Here is a 14,423-nt window from a genome sequence, read left to right on the forward strand (position 1 = left end):
TCACCCTCGGTCTCACCGATCTCGACACAATCCCGCGAGACGGTTGACGCAGCCGCCAAGGCCCGTCATTCATCTGGAAAGGCGTTCTCCAGGACGCAACCCACAACAAGCATCCGAACGCAGGGAAGAAACGATGGAAAAAGCCGAAATCGGCCTGATCGGCCTTGGCACGATGGGTTCCAACCTGGCGCTCAACATCGCCGAGCACGGGCACCGCATCGCCGTCTTCAACCGCACGCCATCGCGCACCGACGCCTTTGTCGAGAGTGCCGGTTCGCTGAAGGACATGGTCGTTCCCTGCTACAGCCTGGAGGAGCTCGCCGCCGCGATCCGGCCCCCGCGGCCGATCATCATCATGGTGCTGGCCGGCAAGCCGGTCGACGAGCAGATCGCGGCGCTGCGCGGTGTGCTCTCTCACAACGACATCGTCATCGATGCCGGCAACGCCAATTTCCGCGACACGATGCGCCGCTTCTCGGAGCTGTCCGGCTCGGGCCTGACCTTCATCGGCATGGGCGTGTCGGGCGGCGAGGAGGGCGCGCGCCACGGTCCGTCGGTAATGGTCGGCGGCACCGAGGAGTCCTGGAAGCGGGTCGAGAAGGTGCTGACCGCGATCTCGGCCAAGTTCAAGGACGAGCCTTGCGCCGCCTGGCTCGGACATGACGGCGCCGGCCATTTCGTCAAGACCATCCACAACGGCATCGAGTATGCCGACATGCAGATGATCGCCGAGATCTACGGTATCCTGCGCGACGGCCTCGGCATGGCGCCCAAGGAGATCGGCAAGGTCTTCGAAGAATGGAACAAGGGCCGGCTCAATTCCTACCTGATCGAGATCACCGCAAAAGTTCTCGCCGCCGACGATCCCAAGACCGGCAAGCCGGTGGTCGATATCATCCTCGACCGCGCTGGGCAGAAGGGCACCGGCAAATGGTCGGTCATCGAAGCGCAGCAACTCGGCATTCCGGCGACGGCGATCGAGGCGGCGGTCGCGGCGCGCGTGCTGTCCTCGATCAAGGACGAGCGACAGGCGGCGGAAAAGGCCTACGGCAACATCGGCGTCGAAAAGATATCCGGCGACAGGGGCGCGCTGCTCAAGGATCTGGAGCTCGCCTTGTTCGCCGGCAAGATCGCGGCTTACGCCCAAGGCTTCGCGGTGATGAGCGGCGCCTCCAAGGAATTCAACTGGAACCTGCCCATGCCGACAATCGCCAAGATCTGGCGCGCCGGCTGCATCATCCGCTCGCAGATGCTGGACACGATGGCGGAGGCCTTCGGTTCAGGCGGCGCTTCCACCAACTTGCTGATGGCGCCGGCCTTCATCGCCATGATGAAGGAGGCGCATCCGTCGCTGAGGCGCATCGTGGCGCGCGCCTCCGAAGCCGGCTCGCCGGTGCCGGCGCTGTCGTCGGCGCTCGCCTATTTCGACAGCTACCGCCAAGGACGCGGCACCTCGAACCTGATCCAGGCGCAGCGCGACTTCTTCGGCGCGCACGGCTTCGAGCGCATCGGGGAAGAGGGGGCGTTTCATGGCCCATGGGGGAGTGGGGCCGCCTAGGGCCAGGTGAGGCCGGCCTGCAAATGGCGGCTTCCTGCGCTTCCGGTGCTCACGTACTTTAAGTACGCTCCGCTCCGGTTCTCGGAAGCCACCATTTTCGACTCGGCCTGACCTGCCCCTCAAGTCGCGCCAGTCAGCCGCGATAGGCCAAAACCTCGCTCGGCGTGCTGAGCGATTGCAGCGTGCCTGGATCGGCGCCGCCGATCCAGCCGAGCACGGCGCGGGCGAGCTCGGAGCCGGCGAGCCGGAAATTCTCGTTGACGACGAGCAGCTCCCGCCGGAACAGATGCAGCAGTTCCGACGATTGTTTCGACACCACGTCGACGTCGCGGCCGAGCTTCAGCCCGGCATCCTCGATGCCGGCCACGATGGCGAGTGTCGCGGCGGCGGCGCTGCTGACAAAGCCGTCCGGACGGTCCTTGCGCCGCATCAATTGCGCGGTCCGCATCCTGATCTGCTCGATCGACTGATCGATAGAGACGGTGTTGAACGGCACCTCGCTGGCACCCACCTCACTCAGCGCATCGGCAAAGCCGGCGACCGTATGGCCGTGATAGGTGAGGCCGACCGGAGGCGTCACCAGGGCAAGCCGGTTGCGGCCCCTGCCGGCGAGGTAGCGGACGGCTTCGCCGGCAAAGGCATAATTGTCGAAGTCGTGATAGGGATGCACCAGCCCCATGTCGGTGCGACCATGCGTGGCGAAGGGAATGCCGCGCTCCAGCATATAGCGCGCCCGTGGATCGTTGGGCTGGGTGCGCGAGATGATGACGCCGTCGGCCGAGCCCGTCTCGACCAGATAGCGCACCGGGTCCAGCGGATCCTGCGAGCGCGAATAGGGCGTGACGATCAGATGGTAGGGCGTGTCGGCGATCACCTCGGTGACGCCGTAGATGATGTCCGAGACGAAGCTCATGAGCTCGTGCTCGGTGTTCAGCACAAGCGATATCACGTTGGTCTTGCCGGTTCTCAAGCGCACGCCGGCGCGGTTCGGGCGATAGCCGATCTGCTTGGCGACGAGCTGGACGCGGCGCCTGGTCTCGGCGCCGATCTCGGGCGCATCCTTCAGCGCGCGCGAGACTGTCGTGACGCCCAGCCCGGTCATGAAGGCAAGCGTCTTCAACGTCGGCCGTTCCTTGCCCGACGTGTCGTCGTCGCCCTTCTTCGTTATCCGTCTATCCATCGTCCCGCCCGTCAGGCGCATAGCAGTCGCGGGGCCGACCGGCAATCGTGCGGCGGTGACATTTGCGCGACCTTCAGTTTGCGGCTCGGCTCAATATACTGAAACGTTACAGATTGCCAATCTTCGTGATCAACCGGCAAGGTCGCGTCGCCGGCATCGCGGATGCGGAGTGGAGCCGAAAGTCGCTGGAATCACAAAGAAATATCTGTCTTGGCCTTCTTTTGGCACCAATCGACTGATCTGACACCGACATTGCCGCCTCGGGAGAAAGATTTTGTTCGCGTCGCGAAAAAATCTTGGCCGGCCTCAAGGCGAGGGGTTGCCTAGGCGGATCATTTGCCGTATCGAAAATCTGTAACGTTTCAGATTCTGGGAGGAGCCGAAATGCGATACAAATTCCTGACTGCTGCCTTTGCCGCGACAGTTGCGCTCAATTTCGCCGGTCCGGCGGCCGCGACCGACCTGGAAGTCACCCATTGGTGGACTTCCGGCGGCGAGGCGGCAGCGGTGGCCGAGCTTGCCAAGGCATTCGACGCGACGGGCAACCACTGGGTCGACGGCGCCATTGCAGGCTCCGGCGGCACGGCGCGGCCGATCATGATCAGCCGCATCACCGGCGGCGATCCAATGGGCGCCACCCAGTTCAACCACGGGCGCCAGGCCGAGGAGTTGGTGCAGGCCGGGCTGATGCGCGACCTCACCGATATCGCTACCAAGGACAAGTGGACGGAGATCGTGCGGCCGAAGAGCCTGCTCGATAGTTGCACCATCGACGGCAAGATCTATTGCGTGCCGGTCAATATCCATTCCTGGCAGTGGCTGTGGCTCTCCAACGAGGCCTTCCAGAAGGCCGGCCTGCCCGTGCCGAAGGACTGGAATGAATTCGTGGCGGATGCGCCGGCGCTGGAAAAGGCGGGCATCATTCCGCTCGCGGTCGGCGGACAGGCCTGGCAAGCCTCGGGCGCCTTCGACGTGCTGATGGCCGCGACCGGGGGCACCGACACGTTCCTCAAGGTCTACAAGGACAAGGATGCCGCCTTCGCGGCAGGCCCGGAGATCGCCAAGGTGTTCAAGGCGGCGGACGACGCCCGCAAGATGGCCAAGAACACCAATGTGCAGGACTGGAACCAAGCCACCAATCTGGTCATCACCGGCAAGGCCGCCGGCCAGATCATGGGCGACTGGGCGCAGGGCGAGTTCCAGGTTGCCGGCAAGACGGCCGGCAAGGACTATACCTGCCTGCCCGGCCTCGGCCTGAACGAAGTCATTGCCACGGGCGGCGATGCGTTCTACTTCCCGCTGCTCAAGGATGAGGCAAAGACGAAGGCGCAGGCGGTGCTCGCCGAGACCTTGCTCGATCCGAAGACCCAGGTCGCCTTCAACCTCAAGAAGGGCTCGCTGCCGGTGCGTGGCGACGTCGATCTCAACGCGGCGAACGACTGCATGAAGAAGGGCCTCGCCATCCTCGCCAAGGGCGCCGTCATGCCGTGGACGGACCAACTGCTTTCGCAGGACAGCCAGAAGCAGAAGGAGGACCTGTTCTCCGAGTTCTTCGCCAAGCCGGACATGACGGTCGAAGAAGCGCAGAAGCGCTTCGCCGCCATCATCGCTTCGGCCGATTGATCTACCGGCGCCCCGCCAGCTCCCGGTCCCTGCCTAACGGGGGTCGGGAGCATGATGTCCTCATTGCCCCAGTCCGGCTGTCGAGATGAGCAATAGCGAACGTCCCAACCAGCTTTTCCGTAACCTCAATGCGAAGATCGCATCGATTCCGATGGTGCTCACCGCGCTTGTGGTGTTCGTCGGCGGCACGGCGTGGACGGTTCTCTACTCCTTCACCAATTCGAAGCTGCTGCCACGGCTCAACTTCGTCGGCCTCGACCAGTATTATCGGTTGTGGGCGACGCCGCGCTGGCTGATCTCGATCGAGAACCTCCTGATCTACGGCGTGATCTCGCTGGTGTTCTCGCTGGTGATCGGCTTCGTCCTGGCGGCGCTCCTCGACCAGAAGATCCGCTTCGAGGATACGTTCCGCACCATCTTCCTCTATCCATTCGCGCTGTCCTTCATCGTCACCGGGTTGGTCTGGCAATGGCTGCTCAACCCGGATTTCGGCATCCAGCGCGTCGTGCGCGACCTCGGCTGGACGGGCTTCAGCTTCGACCCGCTCTATAATTCCAGCATCGTCATCTACGGCATTTCCATCGCCGCGCTCTGGCAGGGCACAGGGCTGATCATGTGCCTGATGCTTGCCGGCCTGCGCGGCATCGACGAAGACATATGGAAGGCGGCGCGAGTGGACGGCATCCCGATGTGGAAGACCTACGTGTTCATCGTCATCCCGATGATGCGGCCGGTCTTCATCACCACGCTGGTCATCATCGCCGCCGGCATCGTCAAGGTCTATGACCTCGTCGTGGCGCAGACCAGCGGCGGGCCGGGCATCGCCTCCGAAGTGCCGGCAAAATACGTCTACGACTACATGTTCTTCGCCCAGAATCTCGGCCAAGGTTTCGCCGCCTCGACCATGATGCTGCTCTCGGTGATGATCGTCATCGTGCCATGGGCCTATCTCGAATTCGGAGGCCGCCGGCGTGGTTGATGTCGCTGCCTCCCCATCCGATGCGGGCGTCCTTCGGCGCGACGAAGCCGGGCCTGCCGGCGCGAAGCCGCGGCATGCGCTCTCGCGCCGCAACATCTTCCTCTACGGCACGCTGATCGTGGTGGCGCTCTATTACCTCTTGCCGCTCTACGTGATGATCGTCACGTCGCTGAAGGGCATGCCGGAAATCCGCCTCGGCAACATCTTCTCGCCGCCGGTGGAAATCACCTTCGAACCCTGGGTGAAAGCCTGGGCGACCGCCTGCACCGGCCTCAACTGCGACGGGCTCTCGCGCGGTTTCTGGAATTCGGTGCGCATCACCGTCCCGTCGGTGCTGCTGTCGATCGCGATCGCCTCGGTGAACGGCTATGCCTTGGCCAACTGGCGCTTCAAGGGCGCCGACACCTTCTTCATCATCCTGATCGTCGGCGCCTTCATCCCCTACCAGGTGATGATCTACCCGATCGTCATCATCCTGCGCGAGATCGGCATATACGGCACGCTGACCGGCCTTGTGATCGTGCATTCGATCTTCGGCATGCCGATCCTGACGCTCTTGTTCCGCAACTATTTCACGTCGATGCCGGAGGAACTGTTCCGCGCGGCGCGCGTCGATGGCGCCGGCTTCTGGGGCATCTATCTGCGCATCATGCTGCCGATGTCGCTGCCGATCTTCGTCGTCGCCATCATCCTGCAGGTCACCGGCATCTGGAACGACTTCCTGTTCGGCGTCGTCTACACGCGCCCCGACACCTATCCGATGACAGTGCAGCTCAACAACATCGTCAATTCGGTGCAAGGCGTGAAGGAATACAATGTCAATATGGCGGCCACCATCCTGACCGGCCTTGTGCCGCTCATCGTCTATTTCATTTCCGGCAAGCTCTTCGTGCGCGGCATCGCGGCCGGCGCAGTGAAAGGATGATGATGGCAGCGGCAATCGCCAATCCCAGCGTGTCGATCCAGGACCTGTCGCTCAATTTCGGTGTGATGTCGGTGCTGAAGACGCTCAATCTCGACGTCGCCGAGGGCGAGTTCATCGTGCTTCTGGGACCGTCCGGCTGCGGCAAATCCACCTTGCTCAACTGCATAGCCGGCCTGCTCGACATTTCGGAAGGTCGCATCTTCATCAAGGGCAAGAACGTCACCTGGGAGGAGCCTAAGGACCGCGGCATCGGCATGGTGTTCCAGTCCTACGCGCTCTATCCGCAGATGACGGTGGAGAAGAACCTGTCCTTCGGTCTGCGCGTTGCGGGCCTGGCCAAGGACGAGATCGCCAAGCGCATCGCACGCGCCGCCGAGATCCTGCAGATCCAGCCGCTGTTGCAGCGCAAGCCCTCGGCGCTCTCCGGCGGCCAGCGCCAGCGCGTGGCGATCGGGCGGGCACTGGTGCGCGACGTCGACGTCTTCCTGTTCGACGAGCCGCTCTCCAATCTCGATGCCAAGCTGCGAGCGGAACTGCGCGTCGAGATCAAGCTGCTGCACCGCAAGCTCGAAAACACCATGATCTACGTCACCCACGACCAGATCGAGGCAATGACGCTCGCCGACCGCATTGCCGTGATGAAGGGCGGTGTCATCCAGCAGCTCGACGCGCCCCAGACCATCTACAACCGTCCGGTCAATCGCTTCGTTGCCGGCTTCCTCGGCTCGCCGGCGATGAACTTTGTCGACGGCCATTTGGAAAACGCGGATGGCGGCTGGCATTTTCTCGCCGATGGTCTGAAGATTCCACTCAGTACCTATGATTTCGATCGGCAGCCGGAACCCGGACCAGCCGTGTTCGGCATCAGGCCCGAACATGTGAGTCTGAACAGCGGCGCCGGCTGGCCATTCTCGGCGGCCAGCAAAGTCGAAGTGGTGGAACCGATGGGCTCCGACACGCTGGTCTGGCTGCAGCTCGCTCAACAGAAATTCAGCGTCCGGGTTACCTCGGAGCGTACGCCCCGGAATGATGAGGCGGTGACCGTCGGCTTCGATCCGATGCGCGCTTCGCTCTTCGATGCCCAGACCGGCAACCGCCTTTAACCTCCCAAGCAGAACGGACAGGACATGAACTGGTCATTCCAACTCTACAGCGCTCGCAATTTTCAACCATGGAACGACGTGGTGAAAATGCTCGGCGAGCTCGGCTACAGCCAGGTCGAAGGCTTTGGCGGCGTCTATGACGACCCGAAGGCGTTTCGCGCCGAGCTCGACAAGAACGGGCTTGCGATGCCGACCGGGCATTTCTCGATCGAGGCGCTGGAGAACGATTTCGACGGCGTGCGCAAGATCGCCGACGCGCTCGGTATCAGGCTTCTGATCTGCCCCTATCTGATGCCCGATCAGCGCCCGTCCGATGCCGCCGGCTGGCGCGGCTTCGGCGAGCGCCTCGCCAAGGTCGGCGAGGCGGCAAAAAAGGCCGGCTACGGCTTTGCCTGGCACAACCACGATTTCGAGTTCAAGGCGCTTGCGGACGGCTCGCTGCCGCAGGACCACATCCTGTCCGCGGCACCGGACATCGGCTGGGAAATGGACGTCGCCTGGGTGGTGCGCGGCGGCGCCGATCCGCTGCCCTGGATCGAGAAGCATGGCAAGCGGATCGTTGCCGTCCACGTCAAGGACATGGCGAAGCCGGGCGAGGGGCTGGACGAGGACGGCTGGTCCGATGTCGGTCACGGCACGATCGACTGGGCGGGCCTGTTCAAGACGTTGCGCGCCAAGAGCGCGGCGCAGTATTTCGTCATGGAGCAGGACAACCCCAACGACATCGAGCGCTATGCCCGCCGCTCAATCGCAGCAGCCAAGAGCTGGCAGGAGTAATCGAAATGGCAGAGAAACTTGGCATCGGCGTCATCGGCTGCGGCAACATCTCGAAGGCGTATTTCTCGCTGGCGCCGCTGTTCCGCGGCATCAAGATGCGCGCCTGCGCGGATATTAACATGGAGGCCGCGAAAGCGCGGGCGAAGGAGTTCAAGCTCCGCGCCGAGACGGTCAACGACCTGCTCAAGGACGACGAGATCGACATCATCGTCAACCTGACGGTTCCGGCCGTGCACTACGAGATCTCCAAAGCGGTGCTCGACGCCGGCAAGCATGTTTATTCGGAAAAGCCGTTCGTCTTGTCGATCGAGGAAGGGCTCGATCTCAAGAAACGGGCCGAGAAGAAGGGCCTGCGCATCGGTTCGGCGCCGGACACCTTCCTCGGCGGCGCGCACCAACTGGTCCGCGATCTCATCGACAGCGGCAAGCTGGGCGCCATCACCAGCGGCACCTGCCATGTGATGGGCCACGGCATGGAGCACTGGCACCCCAACCCGGATTTCTTCTTCCAGCCGGGCGCCGGCCCGGTGCTCGACATCGGGCCATACTATGTCACCAACCTGATTCAGCTGATCGGGCCGGTGAAGCAGGTGGCCGCCTTCGCAACGACGCCGGCCAAGGAGCGCACCATCAGCTCCAAACCGCGGGCGGGCGAGAAGATCCCGGTGAACACGCCGACCACCATCCATGCGCTGCTCGAATTCGCGAATGGCGCGGTGATCACGCTCAACACCTCCTGGGACGTCTGGAGCCATGGCCACGCGCCGATGGAGCTCTACGGCGAATTGGGCACCGTCTTCGTGCCGGATCCGAATTTCTTCGGCGGCGATGTACGCTTCACCGACTCGGCCAAGCCGGTGAAGAGGCTGCCCAAGTGGAACCATCCGTTCGGCGTGCCGAACGAGATGCACGGCCAAGGCATGATGGCTAATTATCGCACCGCCGGCCTTGCCGACATGGCAATCGCGATTGGCGAAGGGCGGCCGCACCGCTGCTCGATGGAGCTGGCGCTGCACGCCGTCGATGTCATGACAGGCATCCTGCGCTCGGGCGAAAGCGGCAAATATGTCGCCATGCAGACGACCTGCGAGCGGCCGGCCGCGCTCGGCGTCAAGGACGCGAAGGCGTTGCTGGCGAAGAAAAAGTAGGTGGCAACCCCTCTCCCCGTTCCGGCGGGGAGAGGGTAAGGGTTAGGGGCAAGCATCGATTCAAATCAGGTTGGCGGTGGTCGCCACGCCGTTTCGATCCCGAAGGTTCCCCATGTCCTATGTCGCCGCCGAAAACCGCTACGAGAAGATGATCTATAATCGCTGCGGTCGGTCCGGCCTGAAGCTGCCGGCGATCTCGCTCGGGCTGTGGCACAATTTCGGCAACGACACGCCGCACAGGACCAAGCAGGCGATCGTTCGCAAGGCCTTCGATCTCGGCATCACGCATTTCGATCTCGCCAACAATTACGGCCCGCCGCCCGGCTCGGCGGAAACCGCGTTCGGCGAGATTCTGCGCAGCGATTTCGCCGCCTATCGCGACGAGATGATCATCTCGACCAAGGCCGGCTACGAGATGTGGGCCGGTCCGTACGGCGAATGGGGCAGCCGCAAATATTTGCTCGCCAGCCTCGACCAGAGTCTCAAGCGAATGGGGCTCGACTACGTCGATATCTTCTATTCGCACCGTTTCGATCCCGACACGCCGCTCGAAGAAACGATGGGCGCGCTCGACCACGCGGTGCGCTCAGGCAAGGCGCTCTATGCCGGCATCTCGTCCTACAATTCGCAGCGCACGCGCGAGGCGGCCGACATTCTGCGCCAGCTCGGCACCCCTTGCCTCATCCACCAGCCGAGCTATTCGATGCTCAACCGCTGGGTCGAGGAGGATGGGCTGCTCGACACGCTGGAGGGGCTCGGCATCGGCTCGATCGTGTTCTCGCCGCTGGCGCAGGGCATGCTGACCGACAAATATCTCGGCGGCATCCCCGAGGGCAGCCGCGCATCCCAGGGCAAGTCGTTGCGACCGGCCTTCATCAACGACAAGTCGATCGCCAACATCAAGGCGCTCAACGCCATTGCCGGCCGCCGCGGCCAGACCTTGGCACAGATGGCGCTGGCCTGGGTGCTGCGCAAAGGCCGCGTGACCACGGCGCTGATCGGGGCCAGTCGGCCGGAACAGGTCGAGGATTGCGTCGGCGCGCTCAAGGCGCTCGAGTTCTCCGACGCCGAGCTCGCCGAGATCGACAGCCACGCCCGCGAGTCCGACATCAACCTCTGGGCGGCTTCGGCCGAACGCAAGGGGCCGCCGCGCAAGTAGCGATTGGCCGGTGAGCCATTTCCGTCCGCCCCGTACCTGAAGGGAGGCGCTGTGGAAACGGTGGCAAAATTGTTCGTTCGTCGCTATCTCAGGGAATTGAAGTCGTGCGCATGCGAGATCACGTGCGGACGTCGATTGGGCGAACAAGATGACGGCAAGAGATGCGCTGACCAAGAACCAGCTCTGCGTGCTCGAGAAGCTCGAGGCGTCCAGCGGGCCGCTCAGCGCCTATACTTTGCTCGACCAACTGCGCGAGCGCGGTTTCCGGGCGCCGCTGCAGGTCTACCGGGCGCTCGATACGCTGGTGAAGTCCGGCTTCGTACACCGGCTCGAAAGCCTCAACTCCTTCGTCGCCTGCGCCGAGCCGCACGACCACAGCCATTCGATGACGGCCTTCGCCATCTGCGATAATTGCGGCCAGGTGACCGAGATGTCCGACCACGATGTCGGCCACCGGCTGGACGAATGGGTGCGCTCGACGGGATTTGCAGCCAAGAAGGCGGTGATCGAGTTTCGCGGTGTATGCGCCAAGTGCAGGGCTGAGGCTGCGTAAGCTTCACTTCGTCATACTAGGGCGGAGCAAGGAGCGAAGCGACGCGCGCAGACCCTAGTATCCATTCCGTGACATACACGCACCGCCACGGTGCAGAATCTGCATTGACAAGCGGCGTGCTCGCCAAGCTATCCACAACCGCCGCGCACTACGGCGCGCGTCGCGGCATGGATCCTCGGGTCTGCGCGCGTCGCTTCGCTCCTTGCTCCGCCCGTGGATGACGAACGAACGTGAGACGCCTAATGCGCCTCATCCCAATTATCCGCGGCCCGCGCATCGACATGCAGCGGCACCGACATCGAGACCGCCGGCATCGGCGCATTCTCCATCACCTTGCGAACCACGGGGATCGTCGCCTCGACCTCCGCTTCCACCGTTTCGAAGATCAGCTCGTCATGCACCTGCAACAGCATGCGGGCCGAGAGCTTCGCCTTCTCCAGTGCTTCTTCCATATGCACCATGGCGCGGCGGATGATGTCGGCGGCGGTGCCTTGGAGCCTGGCGTTGATTGAGGCGCGCTCGTTGAAGGCGCGCACCGACGGGTTGGAAGCCCTTATCTCCGGATAGTGGATGCGGCGGCCGAAGATCGTCTCGACGAAACCGTTCTCCCGCGCATAGGCCTTGGTCTCCTCGATATAGTCCCGGATGCCCGGAAAACGCTCGAAATAGCGTTTGATGTAGGCGCCCGCCTCTTCGCGCGGGATCGACAGCTGGTTGGCGAGGCCGAAGGCCGAGATGCCGTAGATGATGCCGAAATTGATCGCCTTGGCGCGCCGGCGCACTTCCGAAGGCATGCCTTCGACCGGCACATTGAACATTTCCGACGCGGTGATGGCATGAATGTCGGCGCCGTCGGCGAAGGCCTGCTTGAGCTGTGGGATCTCGGCGACATGGGCAAGCACGCGCAATTCGATCTGGCTGTAGTCGGCCGAGACCAGCTTGTGGCCTTTCTCCGCAATGAAGGCGGTCCTGATCTTGCGGCCTTCCGCCGTGCGCACCGGGATGTTCTGCAGATTGGGATCGGAGGATGACAGCCGCCCGGTGGTGGTTGCTGCCAGCGCATAGGAAGTGTGGACGCGATTGGTGCCGGGGTTGATGAAACCGGGCAGCGCGTCGGTATAGGTCGACTTCAGCTTGGTGAGCTGGCGCCAGTCGACGATCTTGCGCGGCAGCTCGTGGCCCTCGGCGGCGAGATCTTCTAAAAGCTGGGCCGAGGTCGACCATTGGCCGGTCTTGGTCTTCGAGCCGCCCGGCAGCCCCATCTTGCCGAACAATATGTCGCCGAGCTGTTTTGGCGAGCCGATGTTGATGCGCTCGCCGACGATCCCGTAGATCTCTTCCTCGACGCGAGCCGCGCCTTGAGCCAGCTCGCCGGAGAGCCGCGACAGGATCTGGCGGTCGACCGAGATGCCGCGCTGTTCCATGCGGGCGAGCACGGGCACCAGCGGCCGCTCCAGACGCTCATAGACGGAAACGAGGCCCTTGGCGGCAAGCCTCGGCTTCAGCACCCGCCAGAGCTGCAGCGTCAGGTCGGCCTGCTCGGCAGCGTAGGCGGTCGCACGCTCTATATCGACCTGATCGAAGCCGATGGCGCTCTTGCCCGAGCCGGCGAGTTCCTTCTTGGAGGCCGGCGCATGGCCGAGCCATTTCTCCGACAGCGAGACGAGGTCGTGACCGCCGGATGTGCCCGCATCGAGCACGTAGGAGATCAGCATCGTGTCATCGAACGGGCCGACCTCGATGCCGTGCCGGCTCATCACGACGATGTCGTATTTCATATCCTGGACGATCTTGAGGACCGATCGGTCCTCAAGCAGCGGCTTCAGCAGCGCCAGCGCCTTGCGGACCGGGATCTGGTTCTCCAGCCTGCCGCCGCCGAGCAGGTCGCCATTGCCGCTCTTGTGGGCAAGCGGCACATAGACGGCGCGGCCAGGCGCGAGCGCCATGGACAGGCCGATCAGGTCCGCCCGCATCGGGTCGGACGAGCTGGTCTCGGCGTCGAACGCAAGGACACCGGCGTCGCGGGCTTCGGCTATCCAGGCCTCGAGCGCGGCCGTGTCGCGGATGGGGGCATAGGCCGAAGGGTCGATCTTGCGAGCGGCCGCCTGCTCCAGCCGCAGGGCAGAGAGGAGCGATGGGGTATCGCCTTGTGGCGGCGCGTCCTCGCCCCTGACCGGCGCCGCCGGCTTTGCGGCATCGTTCGGAGCGGCCGCCGGCCTTGGCACCGGCGGGGCGCCGGCGCCGACATCGGGGCCATGCGCGGTATCGGCGCGCTCGATGGTGACGGCGGTGGCCTGGACGTCGCCAATGTCGGTTGCGGTCGCTTCGGCGACGCGTCGGGTCAGTGTGGTGAACTCCATCGTCTTCAGGAAGCCGATCAGCTTCGGGCCATCCGGCGCATGCAGGACAAGATCGTCCAGCCCTTCCTTCAGCGGCACGTCGTTCTTCAACGTCACCAACTCGCGCGAGATGCGCGCCTTATCGGCATTGGCGATGATGGTCTCGCGCCGTTTCTCCTGCTTGATCTCCGAAGCGCGCGCCAGCAGCCCGTCAAGGTCGCCGAACTGTTCCAGCAATTGCGCCGCGGTCTTCGGGCCGATGCCCGGCACGCCCGGAACATTGTCGACCGAGTCGCCGGTCAGCGCCTGCAGGTCGATCATCTTTTCGGGCGGCACGCCCCATTTCTCGATCACCTCGGGAATGCCGATCTGGCGATCCTTCATCGGGTCGTACATGCCGACCGTCGGACCGACCAACTGCATCAGATCCTTGTCGGAGGAGATGATGGTGGTATCAGCGCCGGCTTCGCAAGCCAGCCGGCAATAAGTCGCGATGATATCGTCGGCTTCAAAACCCTCCGTCTCTATGCAAGGGACATTGAAGGCTGCGGTCGCCTGGCGGATCAGGCCGAATTGCGGGATCAGGTCTTCCGGCGGCGCAGAGCGGTTGGCCTTGTATTCGGGGTAGAGATCGCTGCGGAAGGTTTTCGACGAATAGTCGAAGATGACGGCGAAATGCGTCGGCACCACGCCGACATCGGTGTTGCGGGCGTCCTGCATCAGCTTCCACACCATGTTGCAGAAGCCGAGCACGGCGCTGGTCGGCAGGCCGTCGGATTTGCGGTTGAGCGGCGGCAGCGCGTGATAGGCGCGGAAAATGTAGCCGGAGCCGTCGACGAGGAAGAGGTGATCGCCTTTTTTCATGCCGGCAGGGATAGCGCGGCCCGGCTTCGCGGTCCATGGCTAAGGCTGTGGAACCCACCGGTTCGGGCAACACCCCTGACACATCTTGTCCGGCTGGAAATTTGCCGCTCACGGGTATGTTACAAAAGTGTAATTTTCGTGCCCTTGAATCGCCATGTTCACAGACCCAAATACACGTCATCGGCAGTTTTTCGCCGAAGTCCGGAGTAAGGCCC

Annotated in this window: 11 protein-coding genes; 9 read left to right on the top strand and 2 right to left on the bottom strand. The window is 63.4% G+C overall.

Annotated elements, in window-relative coordinates:
• The first annotated feature begins 73 nt into the window (after positions 1–73).
• Positions 74–1,558, top strand: a complete 1,485-nt coding sequence (gndA, locus tag LB523_RS21720; RefSeq protein WP_263493146.1) for an NADP-dependent phosphogluconate dehydrogenase — start codon at positions 74–76, stop codon at positions 1,556–1,558.
• Positions 1,559–1,691: 133 nt separating this feature from the next.
• Here gndA and LB523_RS21725 read toward each other — a convergent pair whose 3' ends face one another.
• Positions 1,692–2,738, bottom strand: coding sequence for a LacI family transcriptional regulator (locus LB523_RS21725; RefSeq protein ID WP_224606834.1), 1,047 nt, complete (start codon positions 2,736–2,738; stop codon positions 1,692–1,694).
• 384 nt (positions 2,739–3,122) lie between these two features.
• On the opposite strand from LB523_RS21725, the gene LB523_RS21730 reads away from it, so the two are divergent.
• From LB523_RS21730 to LB523_RS21765, 8 genes are all read left to right on the top strand, one after another.
• Entirely contained in the window at positions 3,123–4,361 is a 1,239-nt protein-coding gene (locus tag LB523_RS21730) for an ABC transporter substrate-binding protein (protein ID WP_095769227.1), read from the top strand.
• A gap of 85 nt (positions 4,362–4,446) precedes the next feature.
• Positions 4,447–5,340, top strand: a complete 894-nt coding sequence (locus tag LB523_RS21735) for a carbohydrate ABC transporter permease (RefSeq protein WP_224548181.1) — start codon at positions 4,447–4,449, stop codon at positions 5,338–5,340.
• Positions 5,333–6,265: a carbohydrate ABC transporter permease gene (locus LB523_RS21740; RefSeq protein ID WP_224548178.1), complete on the top strand. Its 933-nt coding sequence runs from the start codon at positions 5,333–5,335 to the stop codon at positions 6,263–6,265. The genes LB523_RS21735 and LB523_RS21740 overlap by 8 nt, the downstream gene beginning before the upstream one ends.
• A 2-nt stretch (positions 6,266–6,267) precedes the next feature.
• Positions 6,268–7,368 carry an ABC transporter ATP-binding protein gene (locus LB523_RS21745; RefSeq protein WP_224606961.1) on the top strand — a complete coding sequence of 367 codons (1,101 nt, stop codon included), beginning with the start codon at positions 6,268–6,270 and terminating at the stop codon, positions 7,366–7,368.
• Between the two features lie 24 nt (positions 7,369–7,392).
• Complete coding sequence (locus tag LB523_RS21750) at positions 7,393–8,145, top strand: sugar phosphate isomerase/epimerase family protein (RefSeq protein WP_224606836.1); 753 nt, start codon at positions 7,393–7,395, stop codon at positions 8,143–8,145.
• A 5-nt stretch (positions 8,146–8,150) separates the two neighbouring features.
• Positions 8,151–9,293 (top strand): Gfo/Idh/MocA family protein, encoded by a 1,143-nt coding sequence (locus LB523_RS21755; protein ID WP_095769230.1) that lies wholly within the window; start codon positions 8,151–8,153, stop codon positions 9,291–9,293.
• A 112-nt stretch (positions 9,294–9,405) separates the two neighbouring features.
• Positions 9,406–10,452, top strand: a complete 1,047-nt coding sequence (gene mgrA / locus LB523_RS21760) for an L-glyceraldehyde 3-phosphate reductase (protein ID WP_224606839.1) — start codon at positions 9,406–9,408, stop codon at positions 10,450–10,452.
• A gap of 148 nt (positions 10,453–10,600) precedes the next feature.
• On the top strand, positions 10,601–11,005 hold the full coding sequence (locus LB523_RS21765; protein WP_042640862.1) for a Fur family transcriptional regulator: 405 nt from the start codon (positions 10,601–10,603) through the stop codon (positions 11,003–11,005).
• A gap of 239 nt (positions 11,006–11,244) precedes the next feature.
• Here the strand turns inward: LB523_RS21765 and polA are convergent, their stop codons facing one another.
• Positions 11,245–14,208, bottom strand: a complete 2,964-nt coding sequence (gene polA / locus LB523_RS21770; RefSeq protein ID WP_224606841.1) for a DNA polymerase I — start codon at positions 14,206–14,208, stop codon at positions 11,245–11,247.
• Positions 14,209–14,423: the final 215 nt, after the last annotated feature.

This window comes from Mesorhizobium sp. ESP-6-4 (genome assembly GCF_020164735.1).
GTDB lineage: Bacteria > Pseudomonadota > Alphaproteobacteria > Rhizobiales > Rhizobiaceae > Mesorhizobium.